Genomic DNA, 19,413 nt, shown 5'->3' with positions numbered 1-19,413 from the left:
CATGAAATCGATGGAAGGGCCGCTTTTGCCGATCCTGCACGGGATTCAAGAGGAATTCGGCTATGTGCCGCCGGACACGCTGCCGCTGATCGCCAAGGCTCTGAACCTGTCGCGTGCCGAAGTGCACGGCGTCATGACCTTCTATCACGACTATCGCGACCACCCCGCCGGCCGCCATGTCCTCAAGCTCTGTCGTGCCGAGGCCTGTCAGTCGATGGGCGGCGATGCGGTGGCAGAGCGCGTCAAGCAGTTGCTGGGCATCGATTTCCATCAGACCACGCTCGATGGCAGCGTTACGCTCGAGCCCGTCTACTGTCTCGGTCTCTGTGCCTGCTCGCCGACTGCGATGCTGGATGGACAGCTTCATGGCCGGCTCGACGCTGAAAGCGCCGAAGACCTCGTGAAGGAGGCGCGCCAATGACCCTGACCATTTATATCCCCCGCGATGCCGCCGCGCTTTCTCTGGGTGCGGAGAAGGTGGCGAAATCGGTCGCGCAGGAAATTGCCAAACGCGGCCTCGATGCGCGTATCGTACGCAACGGCTCGCGCGGCATGTTCTGGCTCGAGCCTTTGGTCGAGGTCGAGATCGGCGGCAAGCGCATCGGCTATGGGCCTGTGAAGGTAAAGGACGTCTCCGGCCTGTTCGATGCCGGGCTCGCTGAAGGCTGCGAGCATCCGCTCTGTCTTGGTGAGGTCGAAAACCTCCCGTTCCTGAAAGAGCAGACCCGCCTGACCTTTGCCCGCTGCGGCATTACCGATCCGCTTTCGCTACACGATTATGAAGCGCATGGCGGCCTCAAGGGACTGCGCCGTGCCATTGGCATAGCGGCCAGTGATATCGTCAAGGAAGTCACCGATTCCGGCCTTCGCGGCCGCGGTGGTGCGGGCTTCCCGACCGGCATCAAATGGAAGACGGTGCTCGATGCGCCGGGTGAGCGCAAATATATCGTCTGCAATGCCGACGAGGGCGATAGCGGCACCTTCGCCGACCGGATGATCATGGAAGGCGATCCCTTCGTGCTGATCGAGGGCATGGTGATCGCTGGCCTGGCGACCGGGGCGACCAAGGGCTTCGTCTATACGCGCTCGGAATATCCGCATGCGATCGCCGCGATGACCGAAGCCGTCGAAGTCGCGCGCAAGGCCGGCATTCTCGGTGCCTCGGTGCTTGGCTCCGGCAAGGCTTTCGACATGGAAATCCGCACCGGCGCCGGCGCCTATGTCTGCGGCGAGGAAACGGCGCTCTTGAACAGCCTCGAGGGCAAGCGCGGCGTCGTGCGCGCCAAGCCGCCGCTGCCGGCGCACAAGGGTCTGTTCGACTGTCCGACCGTCATCAACAACGTGATTTCGCTCGCCTCCGTCCCGGTCATCATGGACAAGGGCGCCGCCTTCTACCGCGATTTCGGCATGGGCCGTTCGCGCGGCACGATCCCGCTGCAGATCGCCGGCAACGTCAAGCATGGCGGCCTCTATGAAACAGCCTTCGGTCTTTCGCTGGGCGATATCGTCGACAGGATCGGCGGCGGCACTGCGAGCGGGCGGCCGGTCAAGGCGGTGCAGGTGGGCGGGCCGCTCGGGGCCTATTTCCCGCGCGCTCTGTTCGACACGCCATTCGATTATGAAGCCTTCGCGGCCAAGGACGGCTTGATCGGCCATGCCGGCCTCGTCGTCTTCGACGATACCGCCGACATGCTGAAACAGGCGCGTTTCGCGATGGAATTCTGTGCGGTCGAAAGCTGCGGCAAGTGCACGCCCTGCCGCATCGGCTCGACGCGCGGCGTCGAGACGGCCGACAAGATCGCGCGCGGCATCGAACCGGAGAAGAACAAAGAGCTGCTCGCCGATCTCTGCAATACGATGAAGTTCGGTTCGCTCTGCGCGCTCGGCGGCTTCACGCCCTATCCCGTCATGAGCGCAATGACCCATTTCCCGGAGGACTTTTCTCCGGCTCCCTTGATTGAAGCGGCGGAGTAAGAGCCATGTTCCTCGTTCCAGAAATCGATTACGGTACGCCGGCCTCCCAGTCCGAAACCATGGTGACGCTGACCATCGACGGGCAGCAGATTACAGTGCCGGAAGGCACGTCGATCATGCGTGCCTCGATGGAAGCAGGCATCGAGGTGCCGAAGCTCTGCGCCACCGACATGATCGACGCCTTCGGCTCCTGCCGGCTCTGTCTCGTCGAAATCGAAGGCCGCAACGGCACGCCGGCCTCGTGCACGACGCCGGTCGCTCCCGGCATCGTCGTGCACACGCAGACGGGCCGGCTGAAGGACATCCGCCGCGGCGTGATGGAGCTTTATATCTCCGACCATCCGCTCGACTGTCTGACCTGTGCCGCCAATGGCGATTGCGAATTGCAGGACATGGCCGGCGCGGTCGGCCTGCGTGATGTGCGCTACGGCTATGAGGGCGACAATCACGTCAAGGCGCGCAACAATGGCGACATCAATCTGAAATGGACGCCGAAAGACGAGTCCAATCCCTATTTCACGTTTGATCCCTCGAAGTGCATCGTCTGCTCGCGCTGCGTGCGCGCTTGCGAAGAAGTGCAGGGCACCTTCGCACTGACCATCGAGGGCCGAGGCTTCGGCTCTCGCGTCTCGGCCGGCATGCACGAGAATTTCATCGACAGCGAATGCGTCTCCTGTGGCGCTTGCGTGCAGGCTTGCCCGACCGCGACGCTGATCGAAAAATCGGTGATCTCGATCGGCCAGCCGGAACATTCGGTCGTCACCACCTGTGCCTATTGCGGCGTCGGCTGTTCCTTCAAGGCGGAGATGCGCGGCGAGGAGGTGGTGCGCATGGTGCCCTGGAAGGACGGCCAGGCCAATCGCGGCCATTCCTGCGTCAAGGGCCGCTTTGCCTATGGCTATTCGACCCACCAGGACCGCATCCTCAACCCGATGATCCGCGCGAAGATCAGTGATCCCTGGCGCGAAGTGACCTGGGACGAGGCCTTTGCCCATATCGCCACCGAGTTCAAGCGGCTGCAATACCAGTATGGCCGCGATTCCATCGGCGGCATCACCTCGTCGCGCTGCACCAATGAAGAGACCTATCTGGTGCAGAAGCTGGTGCGCGCCGGCTTCGGCAACAACAATGTCGATACCTGCGCCCGCGTCTGCCATTCGCCGACCGGCTACGGGCTCGGCCAGGCCTTCGGCACCTCGGCCGGCACGCAGAATTTCGACAGCGTCGAGCATTCCGATGTCGTTATCGTTATCGGCGCCAATCCGACGGACGGCCACCCGGTCTTCGGCTCGCGCCTGAAGAAGCGGCTGCGCCAGGGCGCCAAGCTCATCGTCATCGATCCGCGCCGCATCGATCTGGTGCGCACGCCGCATGTCGAGGCCAGCTATCATCTGCCGCTGAAGCCGGGCACCAATGTCGCCATGATGACGGCGCTCGCCCATGTCATCGTCACCGAAGGTCTGTTCGACGAGACGTTCATTCGCGAACGCTGCGATTGGTCCGAATTCGAGGATTGGGCAGCCTTTGTCGCCGAGCCGCAGCACAGCCCGGAGGAAACGGAAAAATATACCGGCGTTCCCGCTGATCTCGTGCGCGGTGCCGCTCGCCTCTTTGCGAAGGGCGGCAATGGCGCGATCTATTACGGCCTCGGCGTCACCGAACACAGTCAGGGTTCGACGACCGTCATGGCGATCGCCAACCTCGCCATGGTCACGGGCAATATCGGCCGTCCGGGCGTCGGCGTGAACCCGCTGCGCGGCCAGAACAACGTGCAGGGCTCCTGCGACATGGGCTCCTTCCCGCACGAGCTGCCGGGCTATCGCCACATCTCCGACGATGCGACCCGCGATATCTTCGAAAAGCTCTGGGGCGTGAAGCTCGCCAACGAGCCGGGCCTGCGCATCCCGAACATGCTCGATGCTGCTGTCGACGGCAGCTTCAAGGGCCTCTACATCCAGGGCGAGGATATCCTCCAGTCCGACCCGGATACCAAGCATGTCGCAGCCGGCCTTGCCGCGATGGAATGCGTTGTTGTCCACGATCTCTTCCTGAACGAGACGGCCAATTACGCGCATGTCTTCCTGCCCGGTTCGACCTTCCTCGAAAAGGACGGCACCTTCACCAATGCCGAGCGGCGCATCAACCGCGTGCGCAAGGTCATGACCCCGCGCAACGGCTATGGCGACTGGGAGGTGACGCAGAAGATGGCGCAGGCCATGGGGCTTGACTGGCATTACGCGCATCCGTCCGAGATCATGGACGAGATCGCCGCGACGACGCCGAGCTTCGCTCTGGTCTCCTACGACTATCTGGAGAAGGTGGGGTCGGTACAGTGGCCCTGCAACGAGAAGACGCCGCTCGGTTCGCCGATCATGCATGTCGATGGCTTCGTGCGCGGCAAGGGTAAGTTCATCCGCACGGAATATGTCGCCACCGACGAACGCACAGGCCCGCGCTTCCCGCTGCTGTTGACCACCGGGCGCATCCTCAGCCAGTACAATGTCGGCGCGCAGACGCGACGGACGGAGAATGTCGTCTGGCATGCGGAGGATCGCCTGGAAATCCATCCGCACGACGCCGAGCAGCGCGGCATCCGCGACGGTGACTGGGTCCGGCTCAGCAGCCGCTCCGGCGACACGACGCTCAGAGCCTTGATTACCGATCGCGTTGCCCCCGGTGTCGTCTATACGACCTTCCATCATCCGGATACGCAGGCGAACGTCATTACGACTGATTATTCCGACTGGGCCACCAATTGCCCTGAATACAAGGTGACGGCGGTACAGGTCTCGCCCTCGAACGGTCCGTCGCAGTGGCAGGTCGATTACGACGAACAGGCGCGGCAGTCGCGCCGTATCGTCGGGAAGATGGAGGCTGCGGAGTGAGTCGGAGTGCGTGGAGAGATACCCCCCTCTGTCACTTTCGTGACATCTCCCCCACAAGGGGGGAGATCGTTCATGCGTGGCGCTCTCCTCGCAATATAATGAACATTATCCCCTTGGAAACGTTGTCTGCGGATATCACTGGGGAGCGCGTTTGCCTCCCACCGATCTCCCCCCTTGTGGGGGAGATGTCACGAAGTGACAGAGGGGGGTATTCGTCCTCTACGAACGCTAAAGTTTGTGGCGTTGCCAAGGAATATGCTGGTATCGCAGCATTATGACCAAATTCACCCCCACCATAACCGTTCCCGAAACTGCCCGCCGCAATGGTTTGGTCCGCTCGGGTTCTCGCATCGTCCCCGAGGAGGTGCCGATCGCCTTTTCCTATGGCGGCACGTCGCATGCGGTCATGATGGGAACGCCTGCCGATATCGAAGATTTCGCCATTGGCTTCAGCCTGACCGAAGGCATCATTAACGATATAGATCAGATCGCAGCGATCGAGCCGATCGAGGACGAGCGGGGGATCGATGTGCAGATCACCCTGGTTGACGATGCGGCGGATGCGCTGCGGCTGCGCCGCCGCCATATGGCAGGTCCCGTCGGCTGCGGCCTGTGCGGCATCGAATCGATCGAACAGGCCGTGCGCAAGGTGCCGGATGTTTCCAAGGTCACGTTCACTTTGACGCAGAAGGATATCGTCCGCGCGATCGCCCTTCTGAACGACGCTCAGCCGCTGCATCGCGAGACGCGCGCCGTTCATGGTGCGGGCTTCTATATTCCGTCCGAGGGATTGCTGGCCGTGCGCGAGGATGTCGGCCGGCATAACGCGCTGGACAAGCTCTGTGGCGCCGTCATCCGTTCCGGCCACAACGGGGCGGAAGGCGTTGTTGCCGTCACCAGCCGGCTATCGGTCGAGATGGTTCAGAAGGCGGCAATCTTGGGCAGCCCCGTGCTGGTCGCCATCTCCGCGCCGACGGCGCTTGCCATCCGCACGGCCGAAGAGGCCGGCATGACGCTGGTGGCGCTGGTGCGCGGCGACGATTTCGAGATTTTCACCCATCCTCATCGCATCATTCCGGGGAGCATCGCCGATGTCGCCTGACGAAACGCCGCATGGCAAGACCGAAACAAAGCTCATCTACATGGCGAACCAGATCGCCACTTTCTTCAAGACGCAGCCGGCAAGCGAAGCGGTGCAAGGTGTCGCCACACATATCAACAAATTCTGGGAGCCGCGCATGCGGCGTCAGCTGTTCGCGATCATCGATCACGGGGATAGCGGGCTGAACCCGCTGGTGCTGGAGGCGGCGGCGCTGATCCATAAGCCTGCACCGGCTGAGGAAGTTAAGCCGGCTGTTCCTTCGAGGCTTTGACGACGGCGGCGATATTGGATGTGATGTCGTCCACTTGTGTGGCAATAAGTAAAATATAACTATCTAAAGTTAGTAGAAAAAGCCGCCACACGGAAGGTGACGGCTTTTAAAATGGGCAGTGCGGAAAGAGTTACGCTGCCAGTTCTTCCGTTTCGTTTTCCTTGAACATCTTGGCGAGGTTCAGGAAGCAGATCATTCCGTTTTCGGTGGCGATAATACCTTCGCAATAGGCGCGATCGAAGGAAGCGGTGACTTCCGGAACCGGCTGCACCTGGCTGGAGGCGATCGTGAGGATATCGGAGACGCGATCGACGAGCATGCCGATGACCATGCTGTGCACTTCGGCGACGACGATAGCGCTGCGCTCATTGGCGACCGTGCTCTGCATGCCGAGCTTGTAGGCGAGGTCGATGATCGGGATGACCGAGCCGCGCAGGTTCATGACGCCGATGACATCGGCCGGGGCATGCGGGATCGGCGTCGAGGGCGCCCAGCCGCGGATTTCGCGGATCGTGGTGGTCTTCACGCAGAATTCCTGCTCATGAAGCCGGAAGGCGATGATCTCCAGAGTATCGCCGCTGAAGCTGGTGGAATTGATCGTGGCCATGAACGTCCTTCCCATTGAACCGTGACGCCAAATCCGGCGCGTTCAGGCCAAGATAGAGCAAGAACATTGCTTAAACCTAAATCTATACAAGCGGTTTCGGTCGTAAGAGCTTCGGGATGTCATGCCGAAAGTGCGTGGCCGTTTTGCAAAGGACGCTCATCACCCGCGCCCTTGGTTCGAGAGTGCTTGTGCGCGCCACCTCACCATGAGGCTTGATCTTCCGACACTGCCGCCAAAGAGCGGCAGGCTATATCGAGGATGAGGCCCGCTCCACCCTCCTCCCGAGCCTGTCGAAGGACGAGGGGGCCTGAGGGAGGAATGGTTCGCCCGGCGGCGAAGCGTCATCCAATTCCTCCCCGCTGACGATGTAGTGTCCTCAGGCGGCTCGCGTCGGGCGATCGAAGATGCGACGGCCGAAAAGGCTTGCTGCCATCTCCACGAGGACGCGGGCGCTCTTGCCGCGATCATCGAGGAAGGGATTGAGCTCGACGAGATCGAGCGACGAGACGAGGTTGCTATCGGAAAGCATTTCCATGATGAGATGCGCTTCGCGGTAGGTCGCGCCGCCCGGCACCGTCGTTCCGACGCCCGGTGCGATATCCGGATCGAGGAAATCGACGTCGAAGCTGACATGCAGCAGGCCGTTGGCGGCGCCGACGGTATCCAGCACCTTGCGCATGATGGCGGCGACGCCCTGCTCGTCGAGCGAGCGCATGTCGAAGACGTTGACGCCGTGCTCGCGGATTTCCTCGCGCTCGCGCGGATCGACCGAGCGGATGCCGACCTGGAAGACCTTCGTTGGGTCGACAAGCGGCCGGCCGGCCTGCAGAACATTGGCTATTTCGGCCTCGCCGCAGAAGAAGGCGACAGGCATGCCGTGGATGTTGCCCGACGGCGACGTCGCCGGCGAATTGAAATCGGAATGCGCGTCCAGCCAGAGGACGAAGAGCGGCCGGCCGACCTCCGCCGCATGGCGCGCCATGCCGGAAACGCTGCCCATGGACAGGCTGTGGTCGCCGCCGAGGATCAGCGGGAAGCCACCGGACGATGCAACATCATAGACTTTCGCTTCCAGTGCACGGGTGAAGGCGCCGACGATCTTCAGATTATGGGCCTGCGGATCGTCAGGCAGATCGGCCGCCGGGGCAGGGCGCAGGTCGCCGCCATCGGTGACGCGATGGCCGAGCTCGGTCAGCGTCGTTTCGATGCCGGCGATGCGGAGTGCCGTCGGACCCATGCCGGCGCCGCGTCGGCCCGAACCTTCTTCAAGGGGAACGCCGATCAAAGTGATGGGGGTGGATTGCGTATTCATCGGCATTGCTCCGAAGGTTAGAGGCTGTCGGGTCGGCATTATTCATTTTCCGCATGCCAGCAAAAAGATGGAAATTTGTCGAATTTTGATGGTCTTTCGACAGATTGCTCAATCCAAATTGCCAGAACGGCAAACATGTGGACGACCTTGCCGCTCAACGAAACGCTCCGCCGGCTCAGGCCGATCAGCTGATATCAGCGTGACCGAGTCCAATATCCTGCTGTCCGTTCAGCAGAACGGATTTTGCAACTCAATACTCATGTTCATAGACGATGCCGGCTTCGCCTGCGCCGTCCGATCCGGCTGCACCGCGCAGCTTCACGCCGCGCCCGACATCGAGATTGATGATCGCCTTGGTGTTGTTGGAGGCGCCTTGCTGCAGCTCGATGTAGGTGCGCTTGTTGATGTACTTGCCGGCACCGACTTGCGCCTGACCGTTCGAGTCGGTCGAAATATCCAGATCGTCGACGCCGAGATGGCTGCGCAGGCCCTCGAACAGCGAGGTGGAGCGGCCGCCCGCCAGCTGGCTTGCGGCATCGGCGAGCTGGGCGATCTGCATGGCGGATAGTTTCGACATGGACTGGCCGAAGATCAGCTGCGCCAGGACTTCGTCCTGCGGCAGGGCGGGCGAGGAGGAGAAGCCGATCTGCGGATCGGTGGCGAGGCCGGTGACATCGACGGTGACGGTGGTGGAGCCCGCCGTCGATGTCGCTTCCATGTTGAGGGCGGGCGTCAGGTCTCCGCCGAAGGTGATCTTGCTGGTGTCGGTGAAATCCAGCCGGCGGCTGAGGATGGTCAGGCGCCCGCGGCGCATGGTGAAGCCGCCGGATACGATCGGCTCAGCAGCCGTGCCGCGCACCGTAATGCTGCCGCCGAGTTCGGCGTCGATGCCGCGGCCACGCACGAAAATCTGCGAGGGAGCGTCAAGCTGCAGGTCGATGCCAAGGGTTGTCGACTTGCTTCGGGGTCCTTCCGGCTTCTGATCCTTGAACTGGGCATTGACCGCGGCGGACGCATTCTTGTGCTTGATATTGATCTCGGAAAGCGACGCCGGCAGCTTTTCAGGCACGGTGATCGACGCCTTGTTGATTCTGAGGTTGCCTGTCAGCATCGGCGCGGTCAGCAGCGGCCCCTTGACGCCGAGCGTGCCGTTGACGGTCGCCGTCACCAAAGTGCCGTCGATATAGGTTGCGTTGTTGAACTTCACCTGGATGTCTGCCGGGAAGCCGCTGTCCGGGGCAATGCCGACCGTGCCGCTGCCCGATATGCTGCCGCCGCTGGTCAGATTGCCGCTCAGCCGCGAAATGACGGCCTGCTTGCCATCAAGCGTTACGGTCACGGCGAGGCCGTTGAGCGTCAGGTTGCGGCGAACGTCGACAAGCTTGGCGCCGTCGGTGGAAATCGAGCCGGTAATGGCGGGTGCTGCCGTGGTGCCGCCGATCTGCATGTCGATCCTGGCGGTCCCCGTCATGACAAGTCCCTGCGCGGCAAGCTGGCCGGAAAGGGCGTCGAACGGCAGATTGCCTGAGAACTTCAGCGCCATGGCCTTGCTGCCGGCAATCGCGACCGTGCCGCCGCCATTGAGCGCCAAGCCGCTCTGGCCGGTCAGGTTTGTATTGATGGTGACGACGTTGTCGGCGAACTTGCCGTCCGCCTTGATGCCGAGCGGCGCAAGGCCGGCGGATTTCGTCTGGCTGGTGGCCGCGCCCGACCAGTTGGTCTGGAACGCCACGACGGGAGACGTAGCCTTGCCGGTGACTGTCACCGTGCCGGAGATGACGCCTTCGGCTGCCAGCGTCGGCGTGAAGACATTGGCAAGGTTTGCCGGCAGGTTGGCAATCCTGGCATTGATGTTCAGGGCTTGACCGGCAGAACCATCGACGGTGACGGAGCCGCCGCCCGTCTGAAGGGTCAAGCCGTTCAGCGAGGCGGCACCGTCCTTGATGACGATCTTTGTGGGAGCGGCGAGCTTCACCGGTATCGTCCGCGGTGCGCCGGCGAAGGCGTCGAGGCTGACGGTGGTCTGGCCGCCAGCCGTCTCGACGCTGCCGCGCGCCGTCAGCGGCGCATTGTCATAGGCCGACTTCAGATCGAAATCCGTGCGGCTGCCCTGCTGGGTGAAGGTCAAAGCGAGATCGGCGATGCGGTTGGCGCCCGAGGCGATGGTGTCGGCGCGGATGCTGCCGTTTGCCGAGAAGGCCTTGAGATCGTCGACCGAGAGCGCCACGACCGGCTTGCTGATCACCAGATCGTCGCGACGGATGCCGCTGCCACCGGCATTGACCTTGAGCTCGATCTTGCCGTTGGCGCTTGTGACATCGAGCGAGCCTTTGAGGTCGCCCTCCGCCTTTTGGCCGGCAAGAGCCGCGAGCAGGCTGAGGTCGGGCAGGTTGAAGCTCATCGCGCCCGTGGGCTCGAAGCTCGGCGAAAGGTCCAGCTTGCCTTGCAGCTTGTTGGTGCCGATTTCGGCTGACAGCGATGGGATGCTCGTGCGGCCATCCTTGGAAACGGCATCGGCGGCGATGCGGATCGGCTTGCCGTCGATCGCGCCGCTCGCCTGGATGTTAGCCTGCGGGGCCTTGGGATCTGCGATTCCGGTCACGCCGATATCGAGCGTATCCAGCAACCGCCCCGCCAGCTTGACGTTGACGGCTTTGGCCGTCGCGTCGATGCCGAGCGCGGTGAGCTCGCCCTTCGTCTTGAGGCCGATATCGGCCTGCCCCTGCGCATTCGGGATGAGCTTGGAGAGATCGAGCAGCTTGCCGGAAAGATCCGACGTCAACGTCTGGGCGTTCAGCGCGACATTGCCGCTGATCTCGGCGACGTTGGATTTCACGGCGAGCTTGGAGAGCGTCATCTTGGTCGGCACGGTGCCGGCGACCTGACCCTCCAGCGAGATGGTTCCCTCGAACTTGTCCGATATGCCGTCGGGCAGCACGCCGGGCAGGGCAAACAGCTTGAAATTGCCCGTCAGCGCCTTCGACGACAGCGTGTACTTGCCGTTGACAGTGCCGCCGATACTGGCGCTTTCCAGCGTCGTGTTGTTGAAGCCGATCGTATCGGGCGAGAGCTGCAACGGCGCCGTCAAGGCAATCGGTGCCCGGATCAGGCGATTGAGATCGGCGCTCGTGAAAGCCGTTTGACCGACGACGAGGCGGAGCTGCAACGGGCCGGACATGCCAGCGAGGTTGAAGGCATCGCTTCTGGCGCTGAGATTGACCTGGCCAATCTGGCCCTGCGGTGTGCTGATGCTGTCAAAGGCTGCCTTCGCGTCGATCTTCACCGATTGGGCTGCGCCGGTCAGCGCGATATCGACCCGCGGAATCAGGGCGCGGACCTCACCATTCTCCATCGGCCAACGGAAGTCGACAGGGCCCGATGTGCCGAGGAGATTGGCATTGAGGCTGTTATTGCCGGCAGGATCGAGCGTGCCCGATGCGGCAAGGACGGCGCTGCCCGTGGCGAGATTGCCGGTCTGAATGTCGATCTTGCCCTTGCCGTCGAAAGTTGCCGAAACGTCGATGGTCGTCTGGCCGGCGAAGAGAGGGCGCATGGTCGGGGGCAGCAGCGAGTCGACATTGCCGCCGCCCTTGACGTCAATGTGGTGCAGGCCATCGGCCGAGAGACTGTGATGGCCGCTGATCGCCACCGTCGGCTTGCCGTCGAGTGCAGCCTGCAGCTTACCGGCCCAGTTGGAGAGAGGGCCCTCGCCGGAAAGGTCGATGTTGATGGCCGGGCCACCCGGCAGATGCAGGAGGCTGGCGAGCATCCCGTTGCGCGGCTCGGAAATCCGCGTCTTCAGCTTCAGCTGGTTTTCGCCCGGCGCGAAGGCGACATCGGCGGAGAGCTTGGCATCGGGCACATCGTGGCGGCTGGCATCGAGCGTGAGGCCCATGCTGCCGCTGTTTGCCTTGACGCTGCCGTCGGCAGTCAGAGCAAAGTCCTGGCCTGCCACAGCCTGACCGACGCGGAGATCGGGCAGGGCGATCGCGTCGATCGTGATGGCGATGGGTAGCGAAAAGCCGCCGCTGCTGCTTGCTGCCTGCGTTTCCTGCCTGGGTGCCGCCGTCGAAACCGGCAGGCGCTGGAAATCGATCACATCGGCTGCAGCGCGTTCTGCATGGAAGGTAGCCGTCAGCAGAGACAGGGGAGACCAGTCGACGGCAAGGTTCTGCACCTTGGCGTAGATGCCTTTCGTGTCGGAAACGGTGATGGAGCCGACCCTCAGATTGCCGTTCAGCAGGCCGGAGGGTGCGGTGATGGTGATGGTGCGGTCCGGCGTCGAGGCGAGCTTGGCCACCTGGTTGACGGCATAGCTCGTTGCAGAGGGCACCATGCCGACGACGAGCACTGCCGCGATCACGAGCAAAAGGATCGCCACGACCGCATAGGCGATCCAGCGCACCAGTTTCCCGAGAATTCGAATCAATATGCTCATGAAAGCAACAGTAGCCCCAATTTTGTAACCGTGTGCTGAAATGCCCGCGACGACTCGGCGGTTTGTCAGAAGGCCTGGCCGATGCCGGCATAGATACCATAGGCCGTGCCGTTGTTGTACTTGTTCAACGGAACGGCGACATCAAGCCTGATCGGGCCGAACGGAGTGGCGTAGCGCAGGCCGACGCCGGCGCCGATGCGCAGATCTGAGGCGTCGGGCAAGGCGCTGTCGGTGACGCTGCCCGCATCGATGAAGGGTACGATACCGATCGTATCGGTGATCTTCACGCGCGCCTCCAGCGACGCCGTCACGTAGGAACGTCCGCCGAGCGCATCCCCCTTGGAATTATAGGGCGTGATCTCCTGATAGCCATAGCCGCGAACCGATCCGCCGCCGCCGGCATAGAAGCGCCGGGTGGCGGGAATATCCTGGACGCTGTTCGCGCCCAATAGCGAGCCGGCAGCAAGCTTGCCGGCGAAGACGACATTGTTGTTGGCGCCTATGCCCTTATAGCCGGTGATCGAACCCTCGAAGGAACTGAACACCGTGCCGCCCATGGTCTCGTAGCTCGGCTTGGCGCTGATGGAGGCGCGAAAGCCTTCGGTGGGATCCAGCTTGTTGTCGCGCGTGTCGCGGACATATTCGAGCGGGATCGCGACGGTCAGATATTTCTGTTTTCCGAAGGCGTCGGTCGTGTCGGCTTCATAGGAGACCTCGCCGCCGGCGGAGACCGTGTCCTGATCGTTGATTTCATAGGCAAGGCCGCCGCTCGCCGTCACCGTATTGGCATCATAGGCGTCCGGGTGCAGGCTCTGCATCTTGAGGCCGGCGGTGAAGGTCGCCGACGGGTAGAACGTTGCCGGCCGGACGTAGGTAATGCCGGCGGTATAATCGAGCTGGCCGATATCGGCGGTCTCGCCGATGCGCGATACCGATCCTTCGATGCGCAGCGTATCGGCGCGTCCCGTCAGATTGCGATGCCCCCAATAGCCCTGCAGGCCGAAGCCGTCGATGGTGGAATATTGCGCGCCGACGCCGAGGAAGCGCTGTTTGCCCTCGGATACTTCGATGGTCGTCGGGATGCTGCCATCCGGGGCCAGCTTGTCGGCCTCGCGGATGGTGACGCTGGAGAAGACGCCGAGTTTTCGCAGGCGGTCCGACGCCTTCTTCAATTCGTCGGGCGAGTAGGGCTTGCCTTCATTGATGCGGGCATAGCGCTTGATGAAATCCGGATCGACCGATTTCTGGCCGGTAACGCCGACATTGCCGAAAGGCGCCACCGGGCCGCTTTCGACCTTGAGCGAGACATCGACCGTATTCGTCGCGTGGTCGGCAACGACGTCGCGCTTGTCGAGCCTGGCAAGCGGATGCCCTTCATTCTTGAAGTCGGCAACCATCTTGTCAGCCGCCTTGAGAATGTTCAGGGAGCCGGCATCTCCGCCATGCGCCAATCCATAACGGGTGGGATCCAGCCTGCTGGCATCGCCGAGCAGGGTGACCCTGCCGAGCTTGAAGAGCGGGCCTGGTTCGACGCTGATGGCAACGGCGACAGGTTTGGAGCGGCCGAAGGTGGGCGTCGGCGGCAATGCGTCGAGAGCCGTGCCGTTGACGGTGATGGTCACTACGCCGCCGTAGCGTGCCTTTTCATAGAGGGCGGCGATCAGCCGGTCGCGATCGTCGCGCGCCTTCACGACAACGCCGAGGTCGCCGGATACGGGCTTGTCCTTGTCGGAAACCAGCATGGAGCTCCGCTCCAGGGCTTCCTTCAGGTCCTTGTCGAGATTGTCCGCCTTGAAATCGACCGTATAGCGCACGGGATCGGACACCTGATCCGTCGCTTCGTCTTCACCCCAGAGCTTTATTCCGAAGAGCTTGAAAGCAAAGGCATTTCCGGCGCACACCGGACCGAGCGCGATCGTCGCCGCAACCGCTGCCACGGTTCCTGCCTGCCGATACGCAATACTCTTCTTCGGTTCAGTTCTTTTATGCATACGCCGCTTTACGGTTACATGAGAACTTACTCAGCTTGACGTTTCCCCCAGGTTAACGCGCGGCCACCATAGAGGCAAAAGTGCCTGAGGTGTACCGTTTTGGAGTCAAAAACCTGGAAAAGATGACCACTACGGGTGGAAATTGATAGATTTTCCGTGGGTTTCCGGCCTCTCCGGCCTGCTGTCGGGCAATGCATAAAGGTGTTGCCGCTGCGCCTGCATTTGACGTAGTTGCAGCTCAACCGGGAATTTTTCGGCAGCCGGAATCAAAAAGTCCCGGACTTGCGGTCCGGGACTTCGATGTCTGAAACAGGGATCGATCAGTAGCCGCCGTATCCGCCGCCGTAGCCACCACGATAGCCGCCGCGCGGGCAATCGTCGATGTAGCGACGGCCGTAACGGTCGCGGTAGTAGCACTGGCCGGGCTGCTCCTGGACGCTGCCGATAACCGCGCCGGAGACGCCGCCGATCGCTGCGCCGACTGCTGCGCCGCGCACGTTACCGGTGACAGCGCCACCGATGATGGCGCCGGACGCTGCGCCGATGCCTGCGCCCTGTTCGGTCGGCGTGCAGCTTGCGATAGACAAGCCGACCAATGCGAGCATAAGAATTTTTTTCATTTACTCTCTCCAACGTTAGTTAAGCCGAACCCCGGCCAACGTCGTCCCTATTCTTCAGCTCCACCACGATGGGCTGTCTTTTCAGTCCTGCAACTACGAAAAAATATCGTGCAAAATATGATTGTCCATCGGGCGCGAACAGTTTTTTTGCTCCTGGTTAAAGCTGGCCTCGTATTCGGACAATAAAACGGCCGGCACGGCATAGAAAATCTGCCGCGCCGCTAAAGTAGAGGTTGATTGGACTACAAAAAAGTCAAATGATGCCTTCTGCCTCTGGAGGAGAGGCAAGGAGGAAAATATGGCAAAAGTGACTTTGACGGTGAATGGCCGTCCGGTCAGCGGCGAGTGTGAAGAACGCACGCTGCTTGTCCATTTCATCAGAGAAAAACTCGGCCTGACCGGAACGCATGTCGGCTGTGACACCAGCCAGTGCGGCACTTGTGTCATTCATATGGATGGCAAGTCGGTGAAGAGCTGTTCCATCCTGGCCGTTCAGGCTTCCGGCTCCAAGATCACAACCATCGAGGGTCTGGCCGCCAATGGCGAGCTGCACCCCGTTCAAGCCGCCTTCAAGGAGCATCATGGCCTGCAATGCGGCTTCTGCACGCCGGGCATGGTGATGACAGCTGTCGACATGATCAATCGTCATGGCGGGGCATTGGACGAAAAGACGGTGCGCAGCGAGCTTGAAGGCAATATCTGTCGGTGCACCGGCTATCACAACATCGTCAAGGCGGTGCTGGCGGCCAATGCCGAGATGAACGCCGCGAGCCAAGCGGCCGAATAGAGTTTCACCGAGACCGTCTGGCGAACGCCAATGATCGTCGTCTTGGCGTGGTGCCAGGCCCGCAACCCCGATGGGAGGATGTGATGGGCGTGGAAGGCATTGGCGCGCGCGTGGCGCGCAAGGAAGACAAGCGATTTCTGACAGGCAAGGGGCGCTACACCGACGACATGGTGACGCCGGGAATGAAATACGCCTATTTCGTTCGCAGCCCGCATGCACATGCGAAGATCAAGGGTATCGATGCATCGGCGGCACTCTCCATGCCGGGCGTGATCGGCGTGCTCGAGGGCAAGCAGTTGCTGGCCGATGGCATCGGCAACATAATCTGCGGCTGGATGATCCATTCCAAGGATGGGTCGCCGATGAATATGGGCGCTTGGCGGCCGCTGGCGGTCGACACCGTTCGTTATGTTGGCGATGCCGTCGCCATCGTCGTTGCCGATAGTCTCGGCGAGGCACGTGATGCGGCCGAGGCCGTCGCGGTCGATTATGAGGAGCTGCCTGCCGTCGTCGAGGCGGTGGATGCGCTGAAAGCAGGCGCGCCGCAGATCCATCCGGAAGCGGCAAACAATCTGATCTTCGACTGGGAGCTTGGCGATGCGGCGGCGACCGACAAGGCGATCGCCGAAGCCGCACACGTCACCGAGATCGAGATCCATAACAACCGGCTTTCGCCGAACGCCATGGAGCCGCGCGCCACGCTCGGCATCTACGATGCGGCCGAAGACCATTATACCTGCTACACGACCAGCCAGAACCCGCATGTGGCCCGGCTCGTCATGAGCGCCTTCTACAATGTCGCGCCGGAAAACAAGCTGCGCGTCATTGCGCCCGATGTCGGCGGCGGCTTCGGCTCGAAGATCTATATCTACCCGGAGGAAATCGTCTGCCTGTGGGCGTCGAAGAAGACCGGGGTGCCGGTCAAATGGACGGCTGATCGCACCGAAGCCTTCCTGACGGATGCGCATGGCCGCGATCATCTCTCCAAGGTGAAGATGGCCTTCGACGCGCAAAACCGCATCACGGCGCTCAAAGTCGACACCATCGCCAATCTCGGCGCCTATATGTCGCTCTTCTCCTCGGCGGTGCCGACCTATCTCTATGCGACGCTGCTGTCGGGCCAATATGACATTCCGGCGATCCACGCCAATGTCCGTACGGTCTATACCAATACCGTGCCCGTCGATGCTTATCGCGGGGCAGGGCGTCCGGAAGCGACCTATCTTCTGGAGCGCACGGTGGAGACGGCTGCGCGCGAACTCGGTGTCTCGCCGGCGGAACTCCGCCGGATCAACTTCATCCGCTCCTTCCCCCACCAGACGCCCGTCATCATGAACTATGATGCCGGCGACTACGAGGCTTCGCTCAATGCCGCCATGCAGCAGGCGGACTGGAGCGGTTTTGCTGCCCGCAAGGCGGAGGCTGCCGCCCGCGGCATGAAGCGCGGCATCGGCATGAGCTGCTATATCGAGGCGTGCGGCATCGCGCCGTCGCAGGCGGTCGGGTCTCTCGGTGCCGGCGTTGGCCTGTGGGAATCGGCCGAGGTGCGGGTGAATGCGGTCGGAACCATCGAAGTGCTCACCGGCTCGCACAGCCACGGGCAGGGGCATGAGACGACTTTTGCGCAACTCGTCGCCGACCGGCTCGGCGTGCCGATCGACAGCGTGTCCATTGTCCACGGCGATACCGACAAGGTGCAGATGGGCATGGGCACCTATGGTTCCCGCTCGGGCGCCGTCGGCATGTCCGCCGTCGTCAAGGCGCTCGACAAGGTGGAGGCGAAGGCGAAGAAGATCGCCGCGCATCTGATGGAGGCCGACGAAAGCGATATCGTCATCGAGAACGGCGAAGTGAAGGTGGCGGGCACCGACAAATCCCTGCCATGGTTCCAGGTGGCGCTCGCTTCCTATACGGCGCATAACCTGCCTGCCGGTATGGAGCCGGGCCTCAAGGAAACCGCCTTCTACGATCCGGCCAACTTCACCTTCCCGGCCGGCTGCTACATCTGCGAAGTCGAGGTGGATCCGGAAACCGGCAAAACCGAGATCGTGCAGTTCGTCGCGGCCGACGACTTCGGCAATATCATCAACCCGATGATCGTCGAAGGGCAGGTGCATGGCGGCATCGCGCAGGGCATCGGCCAGGCGTTGCTGGAAGGCGTGCATTACGACGAGAGCGGCCAGCTTCTGACGGCGAGCTTCATGGATTACACCATGCCCCGCGCCGACGATCTGCCGTCCTTCCAGCTTTCGCACCAGAATACGCCGTGTCCGAACAACCCGCTTGGGATCAAGGGATGCGGCGAGGCGGGTGCCATCGGCTCGCCGCCGGCGCTGATCAACGCCATCACCGATGCCATCGGCAACAACGCGCTGACCATGCCGGCGACCCCGCTCAAGGTGTGGGAAGCGGCACGGGCGGCTGGCTGAGAGGAGGATAGGACAATGTACGCAACGAATTACCATCGCGCCTCCTCGGTCGACGAAGCCGTAAAGCTCCTGTCGAACGCGGACGAGGGCAAATACGTCTCCGGCGGCATGACGCTGATTGCCACCATGAAGCAGCGCCTGGCATCGCCGAGCGATCTCGTCGATCTGAGGCATATCCCCTCGCTCAAGGGGATCCGCGTCGATGGCCGCAGGGTCACCATCGGAGCGGCGACCACCCATGCGGAGGTCGCCTCTTCGGCCGCCATCCGCGCGGTCTGTCCGGCGCTCTGCGAGCTTGCCGGCATGATCGGCGATCCGCATGTCCGGCATATGGGCACGATCGGCGGCTCCGTCGCCAACAACGATCCGGCGGCGGATTATCCATCGGCGATGCTGGCGCTGAATGCCACCATCGTCACCGACCGGCGCCAGATCGCGGCTGACGATTTCTTCCGGGGCCTGTTCGAGACGGCGCTGGAAGGTGCCGAGCTGATCACTTCGATCGCCTTCGACGCGCCGGAAAAGGCCGGATATGCCAAGTTTCCCAATCCGGCCTCGCGCTATGCGATGACGGGGGTCTTCGTCGCCAAGAGTGCCGGCGGCGTGCGCGTTGCCGTTACCGGCGCGGGAGCAGACGGCGTATTCCGTCAGACGGATATGGAGCAGGCGCTTGCGGCGAATTGGTCGCAGGCTGCCGTTGCGGCCGTAACTGTGGATTCATCGGCGCTGCTGTCCGATCTGCATGCCACGGCCGAATATCGCGCCAATTTGATCAAGGTCATGGCGAAGCGCGCCGTGGCTGCCGCATAGACTCACCATGAAATGATACCGGAGCGGCGGCTCGAAGCCGCCGCTCCGGCTTTTTCGCTTCGCGCGCGGTTTCGATTGTCAAATTGACGTGAATCACTATTCTTGTCTGGAACTGTTCAAAATTAGGGGCCATTTGCCGCAGCGGGCGCGAAAGCAATGCAGAGGGGTTGACGTGTGAACCGGCATT

Annotated in this window: 13 protein-coding genes; 8 read left to right on the top strand and 5 right to left on the bottom strand. The window is 62.2% G+C overall.

What is annotated here, in order from left to right:
- Nucleotide 1: 1 nt before the first annotated feature.
- From RHSP_RS01560 to RHSP_RS01540, 5 genes are all read left to right on the top strand, one after another.
- Nucleotides 2-421 (top strand): formate dehydrogenase subunit gamma, encoded by a 420-nt coding sequence (locus RHSP_RS01560; protein ID WP_420820080.1) that lies wholly within the window; start codon nt 2-4, stop codon nt 419-421.
- A complete protein-coding gene (locus tag RHSP_RS01555; RefSeq protein WP_004107822.1) occupies nt 418-1,974 on the top strand; it encodes a formate dehydrogenase beta subunit in 1,557 nt (518 codons plus the stop codon). Before RHSP_RS01560 ends, RHSP_RS01555 begins: the two co-directional genes overlap by 4 nt.
- A 5-nt stretch (nt 1,975-1,979) precedes the next feature.
- Complete coding sequence (gene fdhF / locus RHSP_RS01550) at nt 1,980-4,859, top strand: formate dehydrogenase subunit alpha (RefSeq protein WP_004107820.1); 2,880 nt, start codon at nt 1,980-1,982, stop codon at nt 4,857-4,859.
- A gap of 274 nt (nt 4,860-5,133) precedes the next feature.
- Complete coding sequence (fdhD, locus tag RHSP_RS01545) at nt 5,134-5,961, top strand: formate dehydrogenase accessory sulfurtransferase FdhD (RefSeq protein WP_004107819.1); 828 nt, start codon at nt 5,134-5,136, stop codon at nt 5,959-5,961.
- Entirely contained in the window at nt 5,951-6,232 is a 282-nt protein-coding gene (locus tag RHSP_RS01540) for a formate dehydrogenase subunit delta (RefSeq protein ID WP_004107818.1), read from the top strand. The genes fdhD and RHSP_RS01540 overlap by 11 nt, the downstream gene beginning before the upstream one ends.
- Nucleotides 6,233-6,362: 130 nt before the next feature.
- On the opposite strand, the gene RHSP_RS01535 is transcribed toward RHSP_RS01540, so the two are convergent.
- From RHSP_RS01535 to RHSP_RS01515, 5 genes are all read right to left on the bottom strand, one after another.
- The gene (locus tag RHSP_RS01535) at nt 6,363-6,839 is read right to left on the bottom strand and encodes a chemotaxis protein CheW (RefSeq protein ID WP_004107817.1); all 477 of its coding nucleotides are present in this window, start codon (nt 6,837-6,839) and stop codon (nt 6,363-6,365) included.
- Between the two features lie 376 nt (nt 6,840-7,215).
- Nucleotides 7,216-8,151 (bottom strand): arginase, encoded by a 936-nt coding sequence (gene rocF, locus RHSP_RS01530; RefSeq protein ID WP_037149056.1) that lies wholly within the window; start codon nt 8,149-8,151, stop codon nt 7,216-7,218.
- A 250-nt stretch (nt 8,152-8,401) separates the two neighbouring features.
- The gene (locus RHSP_RS01525) at nt 8,402-12,589 is read right to left on the bottom strand and encodes a translocation/assembly module TamB domain-containing protein (protein ID WP_004107815.1); all 4,188 of its coding nucleotides are present in this window, start codon (nt 12,587-12,589) and stop codon (nt 8,402-8,404) included.
- A 65-nt stretch (nt 12,590-12,654) separates the two neighbouring features.
- On the bottom strand, nt 12,655-14,580 hold the full coding sequence (locus RHSP_RS01520; protein WP_004107814.1) for an autotransporter assembly complex protein TamA: 1,926 nt from the start codon (nt 14,578-14,580) through the stop codon (nt 12,655-12,657).
- Nucleotides 14,581-14,900: 320 nt separating this feature from the next.
- Nucleotides 14,901-15,200 carry a glycine zipper domain-containing protein gene (locus tag RHSP_RS01515; RefSeq protein WP_037148932.1) on the bottom strand — a complete coding sequence of 100 codons (300 nt, stop codon included), beginning with the start codon at nt 15,198-15,200 and terminating at the stop codon, nt 14,901-14,903.
- Between the two features lie 298 nt (nt 15,201-15,498).
- On the opposite strand from RHSP_RS01515, the gene RHSP_RS01510 reads away from it, so the two are divergent.
- The 3 genes from RHSP_RS01510 to RHSP_RS01500 all read left to right on the top strand — a co-directional run bounded on the left by RHSP_RS01510 (nt 15,499) and on the right by RHSP_RS01500 (nt 19,226).
- Complete coding sequence (locus RHSP_RS01510) at nt 15,499-15,987, top strand: (2Fe-2S)-binding protein (RefSeq protein ID WP_004107810.1); 489 nt, start codon at nt 15,499-15,501, stop codon at nt 15,985-15,987.
- 83 nt (nt 15,988-16,070) lie between these two features.
- On the top strand, nt 16,071-18,416 hold the full coding sequence (locus RHSP_RS01505; RefSeq protein ID WP_037148930.1) for a xanthine dehydrogenase family protein molybdopterin-binding subunit: 2,346 nt from the start codon (nt 16,071-16,073) through the stop codon (nt 18,414-18,416).
- 15 nt (nt 18,417-18,431) lie between these two features.
- Nucleotides 18,432-19,226 (top strand): FAD binding domain-containing protein, encoded by a 795-nt coding sequence (locus RHSP_RS01500; protein WP_004107808.1) that lies wholly within the window; start codon nt 18,432-18,434, stop codon nt 19,224-19,226.
- Nucleotides 19,227-19,413 lie beyond the last annotated feature (187 nt).

Source organism: Rhizobium freirei PRF 81 (assembly GCF_000359745.1).
Taxonomy (GTDB): Bacteria; Pseudomonadota; Alphaproteobacteria; order Rhizobiales; family Rhizobiaceae; genus Rhizobium; species Rhizobium freirei.
This window is presented reverse-complemented; position numbering and strand designations above follow the sequence as displayed.